Source organism: Shigella sp. FC1567 (assembly GCF_001743015.1).
GTDB lineage: Bacteria > Pseudomonadota > Gammaproteobacteria > Enterobacterales > Enterobacteriaceae > Escherichia > Escherichia coli.
Genome location: NZ_MIIV01000332.1, coordinates 1 through 18,941, shown reverse-complemented (window position 1 = coordinate 18,941; position 18,941 = coordinate 1). Strand labels below are relative to the sequence as shown.

Sequence of the window (18,941 nt, the reverse complement as noted above, 5' to 3'; positions counted from 1 at the left end):
AGAGACTCACGAAATATTTTTATTAAATACGGTTGAATATATTTTTTTTAGTTCGGCGGGGGAGGATATTCCCGCCGAAATATTATTGCTTATGCCTGATGTAAAATAGTTAATACTGTGCGTAAATCATTTACCGAGATTTGCCCTGGCGCAGAGGCTTTTTTTACCGCACCAAAAGTTGCCGCCGAGCCAAATACTTCACCAGCCAGACGAGAAATTACGCCAGTTTTTGCCATTGACATTGTGATGATTGGACGATCGGCATACTGCTCCTGCATCTCCAGGGTCGCGGCAAGCAACGTCAGCACATCGCTGGTACTTTGCGGCATCAGCGCAATCTTAGGAATATCGGCGTCGAAGGACTGCATTTTGCGCAGACGGGCAATGATTTCTTCGGCTTCCGGCGTTTTATGGAAGTCATGGTTGGACATGACAACTTTCACATCATGCGCGTGGGCGCAGGCGACGGTTTCTTTAACCTGATCATCGCCGGTAAATAACTCCAGATCTATCATATCAACCAGGCCGCTGTCGATGGCTGCACGATTGAGAGCAATATAAGCCTCGGTGGAAATCGCCTGCTCGCCGCCTTCTTTGGCACTGCGGAAGGTAAACAGCAGCGGTTTTTCTGGCATGGTTTCGCGGAGAATTTTTGCCGCCGCCATGACAGACTCCACATTGGAGAGGTCGGCAAAGTGGTCCACACGCCATTCCAGAATATCAAAGTCCGCTTCACGATAGGCGAGAGCTTCGGATTTCACGCGGGCGATATCTTTCGCCATCAGCGAGACGATGATTTTAGGTGCGCCCGTACCAATGACGAGATCTTTTACAGTTACGGTTTTCATTTTTTTACCCTTTCTGCACGCGGTCAGCCTGTCAGGCACCGAACCCCATGACCTGTTTAACATATTCCAGAGGGAAATCTTTGCCAGTCCATAACGTGAACTGTTCAGCCCCTTGCCACAACAACATGCCGTATCCATCAATCGTTTTGCAACCAGCTTGTTGCGCCTGCTGCAATAACTTCGTCATATGCGGGTTATACACGCATTCAGTGACCAGAAGTCCCGGATGTAACAGACTGATATCATTAACTAATGATTCATTCTCAAGGGGTTTCATACCCACTTTTGTGCCATTGGTTAAAATGTCGGCGGAAGCCAGGGCTTCAGCAAAGGCTTGCTGATCGGCGAGATCGGTAACCGTGACGACACAATCGGTGTTTTCGTTAACCCGCTGCGCGAAGGCGAGGGCTTTATCGAAGAACTCATCCCGACGGTTAAAGAGTTTAATTTCTTTTAAACCTTCAATTGCCCCCTGCGCGCCAATAGCCGTTGAGGCACCTCCGGCCCCTAACAGCACCATTGTTTTGCCTTTGATATCAAAACCGCTCTCTTTAATGGCGCGAATATGGCCCGTGCCGTCGGTGTTATAGCCGCGCAGGTAGCCATCATCATTAACGATGGTGTTGATGGCACCCACCAGTTTGGCTGCTGGCGTTAATTCATCAACATATTAACAAGCCAGTTGTTTGTTCGGCATTGATACACCAGTTCCGCGCATTTTTAGAGCTTTTAATCCTTCAATTGCTCCGGGAAAACTATCGTTATCCACTTCAAAGGCCATATAGGTAAATGGCAATCCCGCTTTTTCTAAGGCTTTATTCTGCATTTCAGGCGATAAACTGTGGCGGATAGGATAGGCCATCAGCCCAATCAATTCGTATTTTGCGGTAACATCCATAATTAACTCCTTTAACCTCTATGCTTAATTGTGTTTAACCGGGTGCTAAATTTACGCTCGCCAAACCGCACATCATTCTCAGGAATAATAAAAACGCGGTAATAGCGGATAAAAACAATAATTGCGGTAATCAGGGCCAGCAGCGCGAAAGTAAAATCGAGAACAATGATATATTGAAGGCCGATGTTCGACAGATAACCGGTAATCAGCGGAATAACAAAGTTAGCCAGTCCACCCATCATCATATAAATACTGGTGACTTTGGCTTTGCTTTTTGGGAAAAACTCTGACATGACCGAAACACCGAGCTGTAAAATGCCGCCAGCTGCTGAGAAACCGATAACAAAGGCGCCGGCATTACACACCAGTGGAGAAGGGTACAGATAGATAATGGCTGCTGTTATTGTTGCCAGTGCAGAGTTAAATACATTAGCCCAGATGGGCCGGACCATTTTTTTCAGTAGTGCGGCAAAAATAAAGACACAGACCAACGAGCCCATACTGTAATAAGAGATGGTTTTTAATGCCTCAGCTTCTGACATACCAGCAAAAGCCATCGCATATTTGGGCATCCACACCACAATCACATAAAAGGTCGAGAATGCGGCTACACCGAACAGTACCGATGAAACACCTTCCAGCCAGACTAACGGTTTGCTGTTCATTTGCGGTAATTCATTAGCTACGCTGGCGTCCACCAACTGGCTGGGGAATTTGCTTTTCAACAGCATTACCTTCAGCGGCTACCGATTGATAGATCTTCCAGTCAATAAAATTGCCATCAGGGTAGACTCGTTGAAATGCGGTTAAGTCGGGGAAAAAACGCATGGTGTTGTTGCCGATGCGGTTATTTATTTTCTCTATGATGGCATGAAGATGTTTTTTTCTTTGCTGACGCATAGCCAACAGTTGCTCGACTACACGATCAGGAATGGCACACTTGCCATTTTCCCACTGACGCCAGCTTTCACTGTCACCGGTCTGGGCAATCCAGGTGCGCATTCATCAATAGTCATGGCAAAAATATGTCGGAGTGCCTGGAGTTCATAAGCGTTCATCGTGTAATGGCTGCATGAAATAAACAATAAAATATAAATAACATTATCAGCCTGCTGACGGCTTGAAGAGAGTCACAGTATCTTGTGCAACATTATTGGAAAGAGTGAGGGGCGAGGTAGCGAAGTGGAAAAATGTTAAAAAAAGCCCATCGTGGGAGATGGGCAAAGACTACACACAGCAATTCGTTGTTTCACTCAGGGGATTTCCATGCTTATAAATCAATATGTTGATTTATAACCGTGAGCTAATAGTAGGCATACGGACTTTTTGCGTCGATCAGATTCGTCTCATTAGTTTAAAAACTGTAAAGAATTTGCGACAGGTACTACCAGCTGAATGGCGGTAAGCAGGAAAATATGGGGAAGAGCAAGCAAATATCAATTAGCGGGGGTTAACAATCAGGCGGCAGAGCCGCTGATGAGAAATTACTTATTCGGTTTCTCGATTTCGCCAAGTTCTTCGAGAATTTCTTCCGGTTGGTCCGTCGGCGGCGGGACTTCTTCCACCCACGCGGCAAACAGACGCCAGGAAACGGCTAACAGAACCGGACCAATAAACAGACCGATCATCCCGAAAGCAATCAAACCACCAATAACACCAGAGAGGATCAGGATCAGCGGTAAATCGGCACCCATGCGAATTAACATTGGGCGGATGACGTTATCCAGCGTGCCAACCACACCGCTCCACACTAACAATACCGTTCCCCAGGTGGTATCGCCAGTCCAGTAGAGCCAGATAATCGCCGGAATCAGTACCGGCAACGGGCCAAGCTGGACAAGGCAGGAGAGGATCATTAACACCGTTAGCAACGTTGCATAAGGTACGCCGGATACGGCGAGGCCGATACCGCCAAGCACTGCCTGTACTAACGCCGTCACCACCACACCCAGCGCCACCGCGCGGATAGCCTGTGCCGCCAGCAGTACGGCGGCATCTCCGCGAACGCCTGCCAGACGGGTTGCAAAATGGCGAATGCCTTGTGCCACCTGTTCACCGCGCCAGTACAGCAGGGCACTGAAGAGAAGCATCAGCGCACAATGCACCATAAAGCGCCCGATATGCGCCGCCTGCCCAACGAACCAGGTGGTGGTGGTGCCAATATAAGGGCGGACTTTCGCCATGATCGCCGTCCCCCCCATATCCAGCAAGTTGTGCCAGCCTGCATACAGCTTCGCGCCAATCACCGGAATGGTATTAAGCCACGCCAGATCGGGTAACGTCATGTCGCCGCTGGAAATGGCTTTAATTAGCGGGCCGCTGCCGTCGACGATACTGTTAACCAGCAAAGCAATAGGGATGATAAACACCATCACTAATAACAGCGTCATCACCAGAACGGCGAGAGAGCGGCGGCCAAACATGATCTTTTGCAAACGTAACAATACCGGCCAGGTGGCGATAACCACCGTACCGGCCCATGCAAAGCCGAGAATAAAGGGTTGAACAATCCACAGACATGCCACAATCATGATGGCTAAAAACAGCACCGAAAGCAGAATTTGTGCGACATCCCTGGGCTGACGAACATTTACCATAACTACTTTTCACCTTTTTTGTGCGTCAAATCGTCGACGCGACGTGAACACGCGAAACTCACCTGCATAATGATGAGCAATTTCAGCGGTTTTTAACAGGCCGATTCTGCCCTTAATTCTGATGGGCGTGTTAGAAAAAAATGTGGTACAACAACTCAGGCAACACGCAAACGATTTACTCGTCGTATTTCAAGTTGCATGTGCTGCGGCTACGTTCGTTCACCCCAGTCACTTACTATTGTAAGCTCCTGGAGTTCACTCGCTTGCCGCCTTCCTGCAACTCGAAATCCATAGAGTAAATAAACATCACCTTTCAGTGCGCTATTGCAGCCGCCTGAAAGAATAGTGTATCGACCTACATCACAGACCGCAGGAAAGGGGCAATATAATGATTCCACAGATTTCTCAGGCACCCGGCGTCGTTCAACTGGTGCTTAATTTTTTGCAAGAGCTGGAGCAACAAGGTTTTACCGGCGATACGGCGACAAGTTATGCCGATCGTCTGACAATGTCGACCGACAACAGTATTTACCAACTTCTCCCCGATGCGGTGGTATTTCCGCGTTCAACCGCAGATGTGGCGCTGATCGCCCGTCTTGCCGCGCAGGAACGCTATTCATCGCTGATCTTTACCCCCCGCGGCGGCGGCACCGGCACTAACGGTCAGGCGCTCAACCAGGGGATTATTGTTGATATGTCCCGCCATATGAACCGCATCATCGAAATTAACCCTGAAGAGGGCTGGGTGCGCGTTGAGGCCGGGGTGATAAAAGATCAACTCAATCAGTACCTGAAACCGTTCGGCTACTTTTTTGCGCCGGAACTTTCGACCAGCAACCGGGCAACGCTCGGTGGGATGATCAATACCGATGCATCCGGTCAGGGATCGCTGGTCTATGGCAAAACGTCAGATCACGTACTTGGCGTACGCGCGGTGTTGTTGGGGGGCGATGTTCTCGATACGCAACCTTTACCCGTCGAATTGGCGGAAACGCTGGGTAAATCCAATACCACAATCGGGCGAATTTATAACACGGTTTATCAACGTTGCCGTCAGCAACGCCAGTTAATTATCGACAACTTCCCCAAACTTAACCGCTTTCTTACCGGTTACGATCTGCGTCATGTCTTTAACGATGAGATGACCGAGTTCGACCTGACGCGCATTCTGACGGGTTCAGAAGGGACGCTGGCCTTTATTACCGAAGCGCGGCTGGATATTACGCGCTTGCCTAAAGTGCGCCGTCTGGTGAACGTCAAATATGACTCTTTTGACTCTGCGCTGCGTAACGCGCCGTTTATGGTTGAGGCGCGGGCGCTTTCGGTAGAGACGGTGGACTCAAAAGTGCTGAATCTGGCGCGGGAAGATATTGTCTGGCATTCCGTCAGCGAGTTGATTACCGATGTGCCTGACCAAGAGATGCTCGGGCTGAACATTGTGGAATTTGCTGGTGATGATGAGGCGCTGATTGATGAGCGGGTAAATGCACTCTGTGCGCGGTTGGATGAGCTGATCGCCAGTCATCAAGCAGGTGTCATCGGCTGGCAGGTGTGCCGTGAGCTGGCGGGGGTTGAACGTATCTATGCAATGCGCAAAAAAGCCGTTGGTCTGCTTGGCAATGCCAAAGGTGCCGCTAAGCCAATTCCGTTTGCTGAGGATACCTGCGTACCGCCGGAACACCTGGCGGATTATATTGCTGAATTTCGCGCGCTGCTCGACAGCCACGGCTTAAGCTACGGTATGTTCGGTCACGTCGACGCAGGTGTCTTGCACGTCCGTCCAGAGCTGGATATGTGCGATCCTCAACAAGAGATTTTGATGAAGCAAATCTCTGATGACGTGGTGGCGCTGACTGCGAAATACGGTGGTTTGTTGTGGGGCGAGCACGGCAAAGGTTTTCGCGCTGAATACAGCCCGGCGTTTTTCGGTGAGGAACTTTTTGCAGAACTGCGCAAAGTGAAAGCGGCATTTGACCCGCATAACCGACTCAACCCAGGGAAGATTTGCCCGCCAGAAGGTCTCGATGCGCCGATGATGAAAGTGGACGCGGTGAAGCGCGGTACATTCGATCGGCAGATCCCCATTGCGGTACGCCAGCAGTGGCGCGGTGCGATGGAGTGTAACGGCAACGGTTTATGCTTCAACTTTGATGCCCGTAGTCCGATGTGTCCGTCGATGAAGATCACCCAGAACCGGATTCATTCACCGAAAGGGCGCGCAACGCTGGTGCGTGAATGGCTGCGTTTGTTGGCGGATCGCGGCGTTGATCCACTCAAACTGGAACAAGAACTGCCTGAATCCGGCGTCAGTTTGCGGACGTTAATTGCCCGCACGCGCAATAGCTGGCATGCGAATAAAGGCGAATATGACTTCTCACACGAAGTCAAAGAGGCGATGTCGGGCTGTCTGGCCTGTAAAGCGTGTTCGACCCTGTGCCCCATCAAAATTGATGTGCCGGAGTTTCGCTCTCGTTTTCTGCAGCTCTATCACACCCGTTATTTACGCCCGCTGCGCGACCACCTCGTCGCTACGGTCGAGAGCTACGCGCCGCTGATGGCACGCGCGCCGAAAACCTTTAACTTCTTCATTAACCAGCCGCTGGTGCGCAAACTCTCGGAAAAACATATCGGCATGGTTGATTTGCCGCTGCTGTCGGTCCCCTCGCTACAACAACAAATGGTGGGGCATCGCTCGGCAAACATGACGCTGGAACAGCTTGAATCTCTCAATGCAGAGCAGAAAGCGCGCACAGTGTTGGTGGTGCAGGACCCCTTTACCAGCTATTACGATGCGCAAGTGGTGGCGGATTTTGTCCGTCTGGTCGAAAAATTAGGTTTCCAGCCTGTGTTACTGCCATTTTCGCCAAATGGCAAAGCCCAGCATATTAAAGGTTTTCTTAATCGTTTTGCGAAGACGGCGAAAAAGACGGCGGATTTCCTCAACCGTATGGCGAAGCTGGGTATGCCAATGGTGGGCGTCGATCCGGCGCTGGTACTTTGTTATCGCGATGAATATAAACTGGCGCTGGGCGAGGAGCGTGGCGAGTTTAACGTCTTACTGGCGAATGAATGGCTGGCAAGCGCACTTGAGTCACAGCCTGTGGCTACAGTCAGCGGTGAATCATGGTATTTCTTTGGTCACTGTACCGAAGTTACCGCCTTGCCGGGTGCGCCAGCACAATGGGCCGCGATATTTGCCCGTTTTGGCGCGAAACTGGAAAATGTCAGCGTGGGTTGCTGCGGCATGGCAGGGACTTACGGACATGAAGCGAAAAACCATGAAAATTCGCTCGGGATCTATGAGTTATCCTGGCATCAGGCTATGCAGCGACTGCCGCGTAACCGCTGTCTGGCGACCGGATATTCCTGCCGTAGCCAGGTAAAACGGGTTGAAGGCACGGGGGTACGCCATCCTGTGCAGGCTTTACTGGAGATTATTAAATGATATGGAAACGGAAAATCACCCTGGAAGCACTGAATGCTATGGGTGAAGGAAACATGGTGGGGTTCCTGGATATTCGCTTTGAACATATTGGTGATGACACCCTTGAAGCGACAATGCCAGTAGACTCGCGGACAAAGCAGCCTTTCGGGTTGCTGCATGGAGGAGCATCCGTGGTACTGGCCGAAAGTATCGGTTCCGTTGCCGGTTATTTATGTACCGAAGGTGAGCAAAAAGTGGTTGGTCTGGAAATCAATGCTAATCACGTCCGCTCGGCACGAGAAGGGCGGGTGCGCGGCATATGTAAACCGTTGCATCTCGGTTCGCGTCACCAGGTCTGGCAGATTGAAATCTTCGATGAGAAAGGGCGTTTGTGCTGTTCGTCACGATTGACGACCGCCATTTTGTGACGTTGTCACCAGAAAAGTGTGACGCATATTGCTTTTGGTCATTATCTGCACAGTAAACGGTGGTATACTGTACACGTCTTGTCTAAAAGCGAGGATGCTATGTCTACTCAACTTGATCCCACCCAGCTGGCCATTGAATTTTTACGCCGTGACCAGAGCAATCTTTCACCTGCCCAATATCTCAAACGTCTGAAACAACTAGAACTTGAATTTGCTGACCTGCTTACTCTCTCTTCTGCTGAATTAAAAGAAGAAATCTACTTTGCCTGGCGTCTGGGCGTGCATTGATCCTGACTTAATGCCGCAAGTTCGCCAAATCGACCTGGATTAACCTCCGTCCAGGTTCGATGACCTTCTTAATACTGCTTATCTACCGCCTGATATTGTTCAAAAATAATACTAATCGCAGTTTGTGTTAAAACGGCGGGTTAGCTTTATGAGATTATTCTTATCGCCCCTTCAAGAGCTAAGCCACTGAGAGTGCCGGAGATAAGCGCCGGATGGGGTAGAAACCCTTAAGCCTGTGTCGCACAGACTTAAGGGTTTTCTTATTTCTGAACGCTGCACTTTTTTACCTATCTCTTAAATAGTCATTTTAATACAACTTTTTCTTTTTCATCACAGCCTTAATGCTCCTTAGATAATAACCATTATCTAACAATGAGATACGCTAATTCTTAGCGTGCCTGTTAACCCACACATCAGGGTCTATGCTTATTAAAAGCAGGCAAAAAGCATGTTTTACGGTAAAGCCCCTGCGTTTGCTGGGTTGAACTGATAATCATTATCACCAACATGCTGTTATACGCTGAAAGCGATGAAGTGAGGTAAATCGATGGACATGCATTCAGGAACCTTTAACCCACAAGATTTCGCCTGGCAAGGCTTAACGCTGACACCCGCAGCGGCGATACACATCCGTGAGCTGGTGGCAAAGCAGCCGGGTATGGTCGGCGTGCGTTTAGGCGTGAAGCAAACGGGCTGCGCGGGCTTTGGCTATGTGCTCGACAGTGTTAGCGAGCCGGACAAAGACGATCTGCTGTTTGAACACGACGGCGCGAAGCTGTTTGTCCCGCTGCAAGCGATGCCGTTTATTGATGGCACGGAAGTCGATTTCGTTCGTGAAGGACTTAATCAGATATTCAAATTTCACAACCCTAAAGCCCAGAATGAATGTGGCTGTGGCGAAAGCTTTGGGGTATAGGCGGTACTATGTCTCGTAATACTGAAGCAACTGACGATGTCAAAACCTGGACCGGCGGCCCGCTGAATTATAAAGAAGGATTCTTCACCCAGTTAGCCACCGATGAGCTGGCAAAGGGGATAAACGAAGAGGTGGTGCGCGCAATTTCGGCGAAGCGTAATGAGCCGGAGTGGATGCTGGAGTTTCGTCTAAACGCCTATCGCGCATGGCTGGAGATGGAAGAACCGCACTGGTTGAAAGCGCACTACGACAAGCTGAATTATCAGGATTACAGCTACTACTCAGCACCATCGTGCGGTAATTGTGACGACACTTGCGCGTCTGAACCTGGCGCGGTGCAGCAAACTGGCGCGAACGCCTTTTTAAGTAAAGAGGTGGAGGCGGCGTTTGAGCAGTTGGGCGTTCCCGTGCGGGAAGGCAAAGAGGTGGCGGTGGATGCCATTTTCGACTCTGTTTCGGTTGCCACTACTTATCGCGAAAAACTGGCGGAGCAGGGAATTATTTTCTGTTCCTTTGGTGAGGCGATCCACGATCACCCGGAACTGGTGCGTAAATATCTCGGCACCGTGGTGCCGGGGAATGACAACTTCTTTGCCGCGCTTAATGCGGCGGTAGCCTCTGACGGTACGTTTATTTATGTGCCTAAAGGCGTGCGCTGCCCGATGGAACTTTCCACCTATTTTCGCATTAACGCGGAAAAAACCGGGCAGTTTGAGCGCACCATTCTGGTGGCCGACGAAGACAGCTACGTCAGCTACATTGAAGGCTGTTCCGCTCCGGTGCGTGACAGCTATCAGTTACACGCGGCAGTGGTGGAAGTCATCATCCATAAAAACGCCGAGGTGAAATATTCCACGGTACAAAACTGGTTCCCTGGCGATAACAACACCGGCGGTATTCTCAACTTCGTCACCAAGCGTGCTTTGTGCGAAGGCGAAAACAGCAAAATGTCATGGACGCAATCAGAAACCGGGTCCGCGATTACGTGGAAATATCCCAGCTGCATTTTGCGCGGCGATAACTCCATTGGTGAGTTTTACTCAGTGGCGCTGACCAGCGGTCATCAGCAAGCGGATACCGGCACCAAGATGATCCACATCGGTAAAAACACCAAATCGACCATTATCTCGAAAGGGATCTCTGCCGGACATAGTCAGAACAGTTATCGCGGCTTAGTGAAAATCATGCCGACGGCAACCAATGCGCGCAATTTCACTCAGTGCGACTCAATGCTGATTGGCGCTAATTGTGGGGCGCATACCTTCCCGTATGTCGAATGTCGCAATAACAGCGCACAACTGGAGCACGAGGCAACGACATCACGTATTGGTGAAGATCAACTGTTTTACTGCCTGCAACGCGGGATCAGCGAAGAAGACGCCATCTCGATGATTGTTAACGGTTTCTGCAAAGACGTGTTCTCAGAACTGCCGCTGGAATTTGCCGTTGAAGCACAAAAACTCCTCGCGATCAGTCTTGAACACAGCGTCGGATAAGGAATAAACATGTTAAGTATTAAAGATTTACACGTCAGCGTGGAAGATAAAGCTATCCTGCGTGGATTAAGCCTCGCCGTTCGTCCCGGCGAAGTTCACGCCATTATGGGGCCAAACGGTTCGGGCAAAAGTACCTTATCGGCAACGCTTGCCGGGCGCGAAGATTATGAAGTGACGGGCGGCACGGTTGAGTTCAAAGGCAAAGATTTGCTTGCACTGTCGCCGGAAGATCGTGCAGGCGAAGGCATCTTTATGGCCTTCCAGTATCCGGTGGAGATTCCAGGCGTCAGTAACCAGTTTTTCCTGCAAACGGCACTTAATGCAGTGCGCAGCTATCGCGGCCAGGAAACGCTCGACCGCTTTGATTTTCAGGATTTGATGGAAGAGAAAATCGCTCTCCTGAAGATGCCGGAAGATTTATTAACCCGTTCGGTAAACGTTGGTTTTTCCGGCGGCGAGAAAAAGCGCAACGATATTTTGCAAATGGCGGTGCTGGAACCGGAGTTATGCATTCTTGATGAGTCGGACTCCGGGCTGGATATTGACGCATTAAAAGTGGTCGCCGATGGCGTGAACTCCCTGCGTGATGGCAAGCGCTCATTCATCATTGTTACGCACTACCAACGCATTCTCGACTACATCAAGCCTGATTACGTCCATGTGCTATATCAGGGACGAATTGTGAAATCCGGCGATTTCACGTTGGTCAAACAACTGGAGGAGCAGGGTTATGGCTGGCTTACCGAACAGCAGTAACGCGCTGCAACAGTGGCATCACTTGTTTGAAGCTGAAGGGACAAAACGCTCCCCGCAAGCACAGCAGCATTTACAACAATTGCTGCGTACCGGACTGCCGACACGTAAACATGAAAACTGGAAATATACGTCGCTGGAAGGGCTGACCAATAGCCAGTTTGTCAGCATTGCGGGGGAGATATCCCCACAGCAGCGTGATGCCTTAGCGTTAACGTTAGACGCCGTGCGGCTGGTGTTTGTCGATGGACGTTACGTGCCCGCGCTGAGCGATGCAATTGAAGGCAGCGGATATGAAGTGAGCATTAACGACGACCGTCAGGGGTTACCCGACGCTATTCAGGCGGAAGTGTTTCTGCATTTGACGGAAAGCCTGGCACAAAGCGTGACGCATATCGCCGTGAAGCGCGGTCAACGGCCGGCAAAGCCATTGCTGTTAATGTATATCACCCAGGGCGTGGCAGGTGAAGAGGTGAACACTGCCCATTACCGGCATCATCTGGATCTGGCGGAAGGTGCCGAAGCAACGGTGATCGAACATTTTGTCAGCCTTAATGATGCTCGTCATTTTACCGGGGCACGGTTCACTATCAATGTCGCAGCGAACGCCCACTTGCAGCATATCAAGCTGGCGTTTGAAAACCCGCTCAGTCACCACTTTGCTCATAACGATTTGTTGCTGGCTGAGGATGCCACCGCATTTAGCCATAGTTTCCTGCTGGGTGGCGCAGTGTTACGACACAACACCAGTACGCAACTCAATGGCGAAAACAGCACGCTGCGGATCAATAGCCTGGCGATGCCGGTGAAAAACGAGGTGTGTGATACCCGTACCTGGCTGGAACACAATAAAGGTTTTTGTAACAGCCGACAGTTGCACAAAACTATCGTCAGCGACAAAGGCCGCGCGGTATTTAACGGTTTGATCAACGTCGCGCAGCACGCCATCAAAACGGATGGTCAGATGACCAACAATAATCTGCTGATGGGCAAACTGGCGGAAGTGGATACGAAACCGCAGCTGGAAATCTATGCAGATGATGTGAAATGCAGCCACGGCGCGACGGTGGGGCGTATTGATGATGAACAGATGTTCTATCTGCGCTCGCGCGGGATCAATCAGCAGGATGCCCAGCAGATGATCATTTACGCCTTTGCTGCCGAACTGACGGAAGCACTGCGTGATGAGGGGCTTAAACAGCAGGTGCTGGCCCGAATCGGTCAACGGCTGCCAGGAGGTGCAAGATGACTTTTTCCGTCGACAAAGTGCGGGCCGACTTTCCGGTGCTTTCGCGTGAGGTAAACGGTTTGCCGCTGGCTTATCTCGACAGCGCCGCCAGTGCACAGAAACCGAGCCAGGTGATTGACGCCGAGGCCGAGTTTTATCGTCATGGCTACGCGGCGGTGCATCGCGGTATTCATACCTTAAGCGCCCAGGCGACCGAGAAAATGGAGAACGTGCGCAAGCGGGCATCGCTGTTTATTAATGCCCGTTCGGCGGAAGAGCTGGTGTTCGTCCGCGGCACGACGGAAGGGATCAATCTGGTCGCCAATAGCTGGGGCAACAGCAATGTGCGGGCGGGCGATAACATCATCATCAGTCAGATGGAGCACCACGCTAACATTGTCCCCTGGCAGATGCTTTGCGCACGCGTTGGCGCAGAGCTGCGTGTGATCCCTCTCAACCCCGACGGTACGCTGCAACTGGAGACGCTGCATACGCTGTTTGATGAGAAAACTCGCCTGCTGGCAATTACTCATGTCTCCAACGTGCTTGGCACAGAAAATCCACTGGCGGGAATGATCACGCTTGCGCACCAGCATGGCGCAAAAGTGCTGGTGGATGGCGCTCAGGCGGTGATGCATCATCCGGTGGATGTTCAGGCGCTGGATTGCGATTTTTACGTGTTTTCCGGGCATAAACTGTATGGCCCCACCGGGATTGGCATTCTTTATGTCAAAGAAGCCTTGTTGCAGGAGATGCCGCCGTGGGAAGGGGGCGGTTCTATGATCGCCACCGTCAGCCTGAGTGAAGGCACTACCTGGACCAAAGCACCATGGCGGTTTGAAGCCGGTACACCCAATACCGGGGGCATCATTGGTCTTGGCGCGGCGCTGGAATATGTTTCGGTGCTGGGGCTTAATAACATAGCCGAGTATGAACTGAATCTGATGCATTACGCGCTATCACAGCTGGAATCTGTACCGAATCTCACTCTCTATGGCCCACAAAACAGGCTTGGCGTTATTGCTTTTAATCTCGGTAAACACCACGCCTATGATGTTGGCAGTTTTCTCGATAATTACGGCATTGCTGTGCGTACCGGACATCACTGCGCTATGCCATTAATGGCCTATTACAACGTCCCTGCGATGTGTCGGGCGTCGCTGGCCATGTATAACACTCATGAAGAAGTGGATCGTCTGGTGACCGGCCTGCAACGTATTCACCGTCTGCTGGGATAACAGGGAGGCACTATGGCTTTATTGCCGGATAAAGAAAAATTGCTGCGTAATTTTTTACGCTGCGCCAACTGGGAAGAGAAATATCTCTACATTATTGAGCTGGGCCAGCGTCTGCCAGAATTACGCGACGAAGACCGAAGCCCACAAAATAGCATTCAGGGCTGCCAGAATCAGGTGTGGATTGTCATGCGCCAGAATGCGCAGGGAATTATTGAATTGCAGGGCGACAGCGATGCGGCGATTGTGAAAGGGCTTATTGCGGTCGTATTTATTCTCTACGATCAGATGACGCCGCAGGATATTGTCAATTTCGATGTGCGTCCGTGGTTTGAAAAAATGGCGCTCACCCAACATCTCACCCCATCTCGTTCACAAGGTCTGGAAGCGATGATTCGCGCAATTCGCGCCAAAGCCGCTGCACTTAGCTAAACTAAAGGGACAGCTTTCATCCGGTTGGCTCACATTGCCGGATGGTCAATGTTTACACTGACCTGCACAGGAGTGTTTTGGTTTCAGGTGAACATAAGCGCCATCCGACGTTTCAGCGTGAGTCTCCGGCAAATACAGGAGGTTTACAATGAAACGCGCGTCTTTGCTTACACTCACGCTTATCGGCGCTTTTAGCGCCATCCAGGCTGCCTGGGCGGTTGATTATCCGCTACCACCAACCGGAAGCCGACTGGTTGGGCAAAATCAAACGTATACGGTGCAAGAAGGGGATAAAAACCTTCAGGCTATTGCCCGACGTTTTGATACTGCGGCAATGTTGATCCTTGAAGCCAATAACACTATCGCCCCGGTGCCAAAACCTGGTACGACGATAACTATTCCTTCACAACTGTTATTACCTGATGCACCGCGTCAGGGGATTATCGTTAACCTTGCAGAGCTGCGCCTTTATTATTATCCGCCGGGAGAAAATATCGTGCAGGTTTATCCGATAGGTATTGGCTTGCAGGGGCTGGAAACGCCGGTGATGGAAACGCGTGTGGGGCAGAAAATCCCTAATCCAACCTGGACGCCTACGGCAGGCATTCGTCAACGTTCGCTGGAGCGTGGCATTAAATTACTGCCAGTCGTTCCTGCCGGACCAAATAACCCGCTAGGACGTTACGCACTGCGCTTCGCGCATGGTAATGGCGAATACCTCATTCATGGTACCAGTGCGCCGGACAGCGTCGGTTTACGCGTCAGTTCGGGCTGTATTCGCATGAATGCACCGGATATTAAAGCCTTATTCTCCAGCGTGCGGACGGGAACGCCGGTGAAAGTGATCAACGAACCGGTGAAATATTCCGTGGAGCCTAACGGGATGCGTTATGTTGAAGTACATCGACCACTATCGGCAGAAGAACAGCAGAACGTTCAGACAATGCCATACACACTGCCAGCAGGCTTTACGCAATTTAAAGACAATAAGGCTGTAGATCAGAAGTTAGTCGATAAAGCGTTGTATCGTCGGGCAGGGTATCCGGTTTCGGTGAGCAGTGGAGCAACTCCCGCAGCCAGCAATGCGCCTTCAGTAGAGTCAGCGCAGAATGGTGAACCAGAGCAAGGGAATATGTTACGCGCGAGGCAGTAGTGGTAAATAGCAGACAAAAAAAATGCGCACAATGTGCGCCATTTTTCACTTCACAGGTACTATTACTTGCGGTATTTAGTAGCCATGTTGTCCAGACGCTGGTTAGCACGAGCTGCGTCATCTTTAGCAGCCTGAACGTCGGAACGCATTGCGTTCACGTCGTTGCTCAGCTGGTCAACTTTAGCGTTCAGAGTCTGAACGTCAGAAGACAGCTGATCGATTTTAGCGTTGCTGGAGCAACCTGCCAGCAGAGTAGAACCCAGGATTACCGCGCCCAGTACCAGTTTAGTAGCTTTCATTATTAATACCCTCTAGATTGAGTTAATCTCCATGTAGCGTTACAAGTATTACACAAAGTTTTTTATGTTGAGAATATTTTTTTGATGGGAAGGCACTTATTTTTGATCGTTCGCTCAAAGAAGCATCGAACGCTGGGTTTTAGATAAAAAAATTGAGAGAAAACAGGATGCTTCCATCGGATTCATCTTAGATAAAGTGAGATTATATAGTGAAATCCGATTTGATTTTTTATTGCTTCTGGTTATCGATTAAATAAAAAAAGCGCCCATCAGGGCGCTTCGATATACAAATTAATTCACAAAAGCAATATTACAGGACGTGAACAGATGCGGTGTTAGTAGTGCCGCTCGGTACCAGTGCACCAGAAACCATAACTACAACGTCACCTTTGTGTGCCAGACCGCTCTGCAGAGCCAGTTCTTTACCCAGACGGTAGAAATCATCAGTAGAAGTGATCTCTTTAACCAGCTGCGGCACAACGCCTTTGCTCAGTACCAACTGATGAGCCGTTTTTTCGTTGGTGGTCAGTGCCAGGATGGTGGCATCCGGGAAGTATTTACGTACTGCGCGAGCAGATTTACCGCCCTGAGTAGCAACCACGATCAGCGGAGCATCCAGTTTTTCAGCAGTTTCAACGGCACCACGGCATACCGCTTCGGTAATGCGCAGTTTACGGTTGTCATTGTTGAACTCGAGACGGCTGTTCATCACGCGGTCGGTACGTTCGCAGATGGTCGCCATGATAGAAACCGCTTCCAGCGGGTATTTACCTTTTGCGGATTCACCAGACAGCATCACTGCATCAGTACCGTCGAGGATGGCGTTTGCAACGTCACCGGCTTCTGCGCGAGTCGGGCGTGGGTTTTTGATCATGGAATCCAGCATCTGGGTCGCAGTGATAACGACTTTACGTGCACGGATACATTTTTCGATCATCATCTTCTGGGCGAAGATAACTTCTTCTACCGGGATTTCTACACCCAGGTCGCCACGCGCAACCATGATGCCGTCAGAGGCTTCGAGGATTTCGTCGAAGTTGTTGAGGCCTTCCTGGTTTTCGATTTTGGAGATGATGTGGATGTTTTCGCCGCCGTGCGCTTTCAGGTGCTCACGGATTTCGATAACGTCAGAACGCTTACGAATAAAGGAAGCAGCAACAAAGTCTACGCCTTGTTCGCAACCAAAGATCAGGTCCTGTTTGTCTTTTTCAGCCAGTGCTGGCAGAGCAATGGAAACGCCAGGCAGGTTCACACCTTTGTTTTCGCCCAGGTCACCGTTGTTCAGCACTTTACAGATAACTTTGTTACCTTCAATGGCGGTAACTTCCATACCGATCAGACCATCGTCAACCAGTACGGTGTTGCCAACTGACAGGTCAGTAGTGAAACCTTCATACGTTACCGCAACCATTTCGCTGTTGCCGATAACAGATTTATCAGTGGTGAAAGTAAAGGTCTGACCAGCTTTCAGAGAAACGTCGTTACCGCCTTCCAGTTTCATGGTGCGGATTTCCGGACCTTTGGTATCAAGCAGGATAGCGGCGGTTTTACCAGTTTTGCTCATCACGTTGCGCAGATTCTGAATGCGCTGACCGTGTTCTGCATAGTCACCATGAGAGAAGTTCAGACGCATAACGTTCATGCCAGCGTCCAGCATTTTAGCTAACATCTCTTCAGATTCGGTTTTCGGTCCGATGGTGCAAACAATTTTGGTCTTTTTCATGACAGTCTTAGTCTTTAAGTTGAGAAGGATGGGAGAAACTTGCTTTCTGGGCGCACTGCCGGAAAGCGAATCCGGTATTACGAAAGTGGTGGTGCCTCGCTCTAAGGATAAGTGACATCGAAAAAGCGTGCAGAGGAATGTGTGCTTGTGTCTCAGCCCAACGTGAGTGCCTGTTTTTGAGTCGTTGAGTTCTACAGTCCAAAGTGCTGAAACCATTCAAGAGTCAATTGGCGCGCATTATACGCTGAAATTAATCCAAAAGGAAAACAAAAACAGCGTTTCAAAAAATATACAACTTGTTAGACAATAAATTGTTATCAAAGATTTAACGTTCCAGGGAAAAGGTTACGCAAAAACTTCGCTGTTTGCGCAACGTCTGGTGCCAAAGTTGTCAGTGTGAGGATAAGTGAAAGTTCATCCGGTGTATAAATATATCATCGCTCAATTGCTACAGTTAAAATAATTTATCGCGTTATTTGTCTGATTTTGTTTGATTTTTGTTTAATTGGTTAGATTGATATATGCTGATAGTTGGCATGATAAATAGGTATAAAGAATGGGAAATCGGACAAAAGAGGATGAACTGTACCGAGAAATGTGCAGAGTTGTCGGTAAAGTTGTGCTGGAAATGCGCGATCTGGGGCAGGAACCAAAGCATATTGTTATCGCAGGCGTATTACGTACAGCATTAGCCAATAAACGCATTCAGCGCAGTGAGCTGGATAAGCAGGCGATGGAAACCGTCATTAACGCACTGGTAAAATGACCATTCAGGATGAGGCGGTAAGCTTCATCCTGATATTCTTGCTTCAGTTGCGGTCCAGTTAATCATTCTAAATAACAACTGCTGAAATTATACGAATTGCGGTATGTATTTTAATTTATAACGATAATATTATTTTTATTTTCTGCAATGAACGTCACAAATAATTGTCGCTTAAGTTAAATTTATTTCAAATGATAATAAATATCAGTTCACGGTAATGCTGCCAACTTACTGATTTAGTGTATGATGGTGATTTTAAGGTGCTTGCGTGGCTTCCATTTCCATCAGATGTCCTTCCTGCTCCGCTACTGAAGGCGTGGTGCGTAACGGCAAAAGCACTGCCGGACATCAGCGCTATCTCTGCTCTCATTGCCGTAAAACATGGCAACTACAGTTCACTTACACCGCCTCTCAGCCCGGTACGCACCAGAAAATCATTGATATGGCCATGAATGGC

17 protein-coding genes, 1 other RNA gene and 3 pseudogenes are annotated in these 18,941 nt (G+C 49.7%); 12 read left to right on the top strand and 9 right to left on the bottom strand.

Annotation, left to right across the window (positions count from 1 at the left end):
* Positions 1 to 89: 89 nt before the first annotated feature.
* The 6 genes and pseudogenes from aroD to ydiK form a co-directional block, all read right to left on the bottom strand.
* Positions 90 to 848, bottom strand: a complete 759-nt coding sequence (gene aroD / locus BHE85_RS16970) for a type I 3-dehydroquinate dehydratase (RefSeq protein WP_000860174.1) — start codon at positions 846 to 848, stop codon at positions 90 to 92.
* 31 nt (positions 849 to 879) lie between these two features.
* Positions 880 to 1,746 (bottom strand): annotated as a pseudogene (gene ydiB / locus BHE85_RS16965) (quinate/shikimate dehydrogenase).
* An 11-nt stretch (positions 1,747 to 1,757) separates the two neighbouring features.
* Positions 1,758 to 2,486 (bottom strand): annotated as a pseudogene (locus BHE85_RS16960) (MFS transporter); the annotation flags it as partial.
* A gap of 49 nt (positions 2,487 to 2,535) precedes the next feature.
* Positions 2,536 to 2,762: pseudogene (locus BHE85_RS28465) on the bottom strand (Aca2/YdiL-like domain-containing protein); the annotation flags it as partial.
* A gap of 176 nt (positions 2,763 to 2,938) precedes the next feature.
* Positions 2,939 to 3,046, bottom strand: an RNA gene (rprA, locus tag BHE85_RS16950) — antisense sRNA RprA.
* Positions 3,047 to 3,230: 184 nt separating this feature from the next.
* Positions 3,231 to 4,343 (bottom strand): AI-2E family transporter YdiK, encoded by a 1,113-nt coding sequence (ydiK, locus tag BHE85_RS16945; protein WP_000248636.1) that lies wholly within the window; start codon positions 4,341 to 4,343, stop codon positions 3,231 to 3,233.
* Positions 4,344 to 4,731: 388 nt separating this feature from the next.
* Between ydiK and ydiJ the strand changes: the two genes are divergently transcribed.
* From ydiJ to ldtE, 10 genes are all read left to right on the top strand, one after another.
* A complete protein-coding gene (gene ydiJ / locus BHE85_RS16940; RefSeq protein ID WP_000613029.1) occupies positions 4,732 to 7,788 on the top strand; it encodes a D-2-hydroxyglutarate dehydrogenase YdiJ in 3,057 nt (1,018 codons plus the stop codon).
* A complete protein-coding gene (menI, locus tag BHE85_RS16935; RefSeq protein WP_000637981.1) occupies positions 7,785 to 8,195 on the top strand; it encodes a 1,4-dihydroxy-2-naphthoyl-CoA hydrolase in 411 nt (136 codons plus the stop codon). The genes ydiJ and menI overlap by 4 nt, the downstream gene beginning before the upstream one ends.
* Positions 8,196 to 8,294: 99 nt before the next feature.
* Positions 8,295 to 8,483: a YdiH family protein gene (locus tag BHE85_RS16930; protein ID WP_001296104.1), complete on the top strand. Its 189-nt coding sequence runs from the start codon at positions 8,295 to 8,297 to the stop codon at positions 8,481 to 8,483.
* Between the two features lie 547 nt (positions 8,484 to 9,030).
* Complete coding sequence (sufA, locus tag BHE85_RS16925; RefSeq protein ID WP_000367160.1) at positions 9,031 to 9,399, top strand: Fe-S cluster assembly scaffold SufA; 369 nt, start codon at positions 9,031 to 9,033, stop codon at positions 9,397 to 9,399.
* An 8-nt stretch (positions 9,400 to 9,407) separates the two neighbouring features.
* Positions 9,408 to 10,895: a Fe-S cluster assembly protein SufB gene (gene sufB, locus BHE85_RS16920; protein ID WP_000089364.1), complete on the top strand. Its 1,488-nt coding sequence runs from the start codon at positions 9,408 to 9,410 to the stop codon at positions 10,893 to 10,895.
* 9 nt (positions 10,896 to 10,904) lie between these two features.
* On the top strand, positions 10,905 to 11,651 hold the full coding sequence (sufC, locus tag BHE85_RS16915) for a Fe-S cluster assembly ATPase SufC (RefSeq protein WP_000948855.1): 747 nt from the start codon (positions 10,905 to 10,907) through the stop codon (positions 11,649 to 11,651).
* On the top strand, positions 11,626 to 12,897 hold the full coding sequence (gene sufD, locus BHE85_RS16910) for a Fe-S cluster assembly protein SufD (protein ID WP_000908022.1): 1,272 nt from the start codon (positions 11,626 to 11,628) through the stop codon (positions 12,895 to 12,897). Before sufC ends, sufD begins: the two co-directional genes overlap by 26 nt.
* Positions 12,894 to 14,114, top strand: a complete 1,221-nt coding sequence (gene sufS, locus BHE85_RS16905) for a cysteine desulfurase SufS (RefSeq protein ID WP_000144558.1) — start codon at positions 12,894 to 12,896, stop codon at positions 14,112 to 14,114. The genes sufD and sufS overlap by 4 nt, the downstream gene beginning before the upstream one ends.
* 12 nt (positions 14,115 to 14,126) lie before the next feature.
* Positions 14,127 to 14,543 carry a cysteine desulfuration protein SufE gene (gene sufE / locus BHE85_RS16900; RefSeq protein ID WP_001196526.1) on the top strand — a complete coding sequence of 139 codons (417 nt, stop codon included), beginning with the start codon at positions 14,127 to 14,129 and terminating at the stop codon, positions 14,541 to 14,543.
* A 148-nt stretch (positions 14,544 to 14,691) separates the two neighbouring features.
* Positions 14,692 to 15,696: a L,D-transpeptidase LdtE gene (ldtE, locus tag BHE85_RS16895; protein WP_000817087.1), complete on the top strand. Its 1,005-nt coding sequence runs from the start codon at positions 14,692 to 14,694 to the stop codon at positions 15,694 to 15,696.
* 62 nt (positions 15,697 to 15,758) lie between these two features.
* Here ldtE and lpp read toward each other — a convergent pair whose 3' ends face one another.
* The 3 genes from lpp to ynhH form a co-directional block, all read right to left on the bottom strand.
* Positions 15,759 to 15,995, bottom strand: a complete 237-nt coding sequence (lpp, locus tag BHE85_RS16890; protein WP_000648420.1) for a murein lipoprotein Lpp — start codon at positions 15,993 to 15,995, stop codon at positions 15,759 to 15,761.
* A gap of 310 nt (positions 15,996 to 16,305) precedes the next feature.
* Complete coding sequence (gene pykF / locus BHE85_RS16885) at positions 16,306 to 17,718, bottom strand: pyruvate kinase PykF (RefSeq protein ID WP_001295403.1); 1,413 nt, start codon at positions 17,716 to 17,718, stop codon at positions 16,306 to 16,308.
* 7 nt (positions 17,719 to 17,725) lie between these two features.
* The gene (gene ynhH / locus BHE85_RS28085) at positions 17,726 to 17,920 is read right to left on the bottom strand and encodes a protein YnhH (protein WP_245829601.1); all 195 of its coding nucleotides are present in this window, start codon (positions 17,918 to 17,920) and stop codon (positions 17,726 to 17,728) included.
* 354 nt (positions 17,921 to 18,274) lie between these two features.
* Between ynhH and fumD the strand changes: the two genes are divergently transcribed.
* Entirely contained in the window at positions 18,275 to 18,484 is a 210-nt protein-coding gene (gene fumD, locus BHE85_RS16880) for a fumarate hydratase FumD (RefSeq protein ID WP_000528340.1), read from the top strand.
* Positions 18,485 to 18,752: 268 nt separating this feature from the next.
* The coding region (locus tag BHE85_RS16875; RefSeq protein ID WP_047204290.1) for an IS1 family transposase at positions 18,753 to 18,941 on the top strand (189 nt) is incomplete at its 3' end.

Coding starts and splice junctions, on each gene's coding strand:
- aroD (WP_000860174.1), bottom strand. CDS start 848: ATGAAAACCGTAACTGTAAAAGATCTCGTCATTGGTACGGGCGCACCT.
- ydiK (WP_000248636.1), bottom strand. CDS start 4,343: ATGGTAAATGTTCGTCAGCCCAGGGATGTCGCACAAATTCTGCTTTCG.
- ydiJ (WP_000613029.1), top strand. CDS start 4,732: ATGATTCCACAGATTTCTCAGGCACCCGGCGTCGTTCAACTGGTGCTT.
- menI (WP_000637981.1), top strand. CDS start 7,785: ATGATATGGAAACGGAAAATCACCCTGGAAGCACTGAATGCTATGGGT.
- BHE85_RS16930 (WP_001296104.1), top strand. CDS start 8,295: ATGTCTACTCAACTTGATCCCACCCAGCTGGCCATTGAATTTTTACGC.
- sufA (WP_000367160.1), top strand. CDS start 9,031: ATGGACATGCATTCAGGAACCTTTAACCCACAAGATTTCGCCTGGCAA.
- sufB (WP_000089364.1), top strand. CDS start 9,408: ATGTCTCGTAATACTGAAGCAACTGACGATGTCAAAACCTGGACCGGC.
- sufC (WP_000948855.1), top strand. CDS start 10,905: ATGTTAAGTATTAAAGATTTACACGTCAGCGTGGAAGATAAAGCTATC.
- sufD (WP_000908022.1), top strand. CDS start 11,626: ATGGCTGGCTTACCGAACAGCAGTAACGCGCTGCAACAGTGGCATCAC.
- sufS (WP_000144558.1), top strand. CDS start 12,894: ATGACTTTTTCCGTCGACAAAGTGCGGGCCGACTTTCCGGTGCTTTCG.
- sufE (WP_001196526.1), top strand. CDS start 14,127: ATGGCTTTATTGCCGGATAAAGAAAAATTGCTGCGTAATTTTTTACGC.
- ldtE (WP_000817087.1), top strand. CDS start 14,692: ATGAAACGCGCGTCTTTGCTTACACTCACGCTTATCGGCGCTTTTAGC.
- lpp (WP_000648420.1), bottom strand. CDS start 15,995: ATGAAAGCTACTAAACTGGTACTGGGCGCGGTAATCCTGGGTTCTACT.
- pykF (WP_001295403.1), bottom strand. CDS start 17,718: ATGAAAAAGACCAAAATTGTTTGCACCATCGGACCGAAAACCGAATCT.
- fumD (WP_000528340.1), top strand. CDS start 18,275: ATGGGAAATCGGACAAAAGAGGATGAACTGTACCGAGAAATGTGCAGA.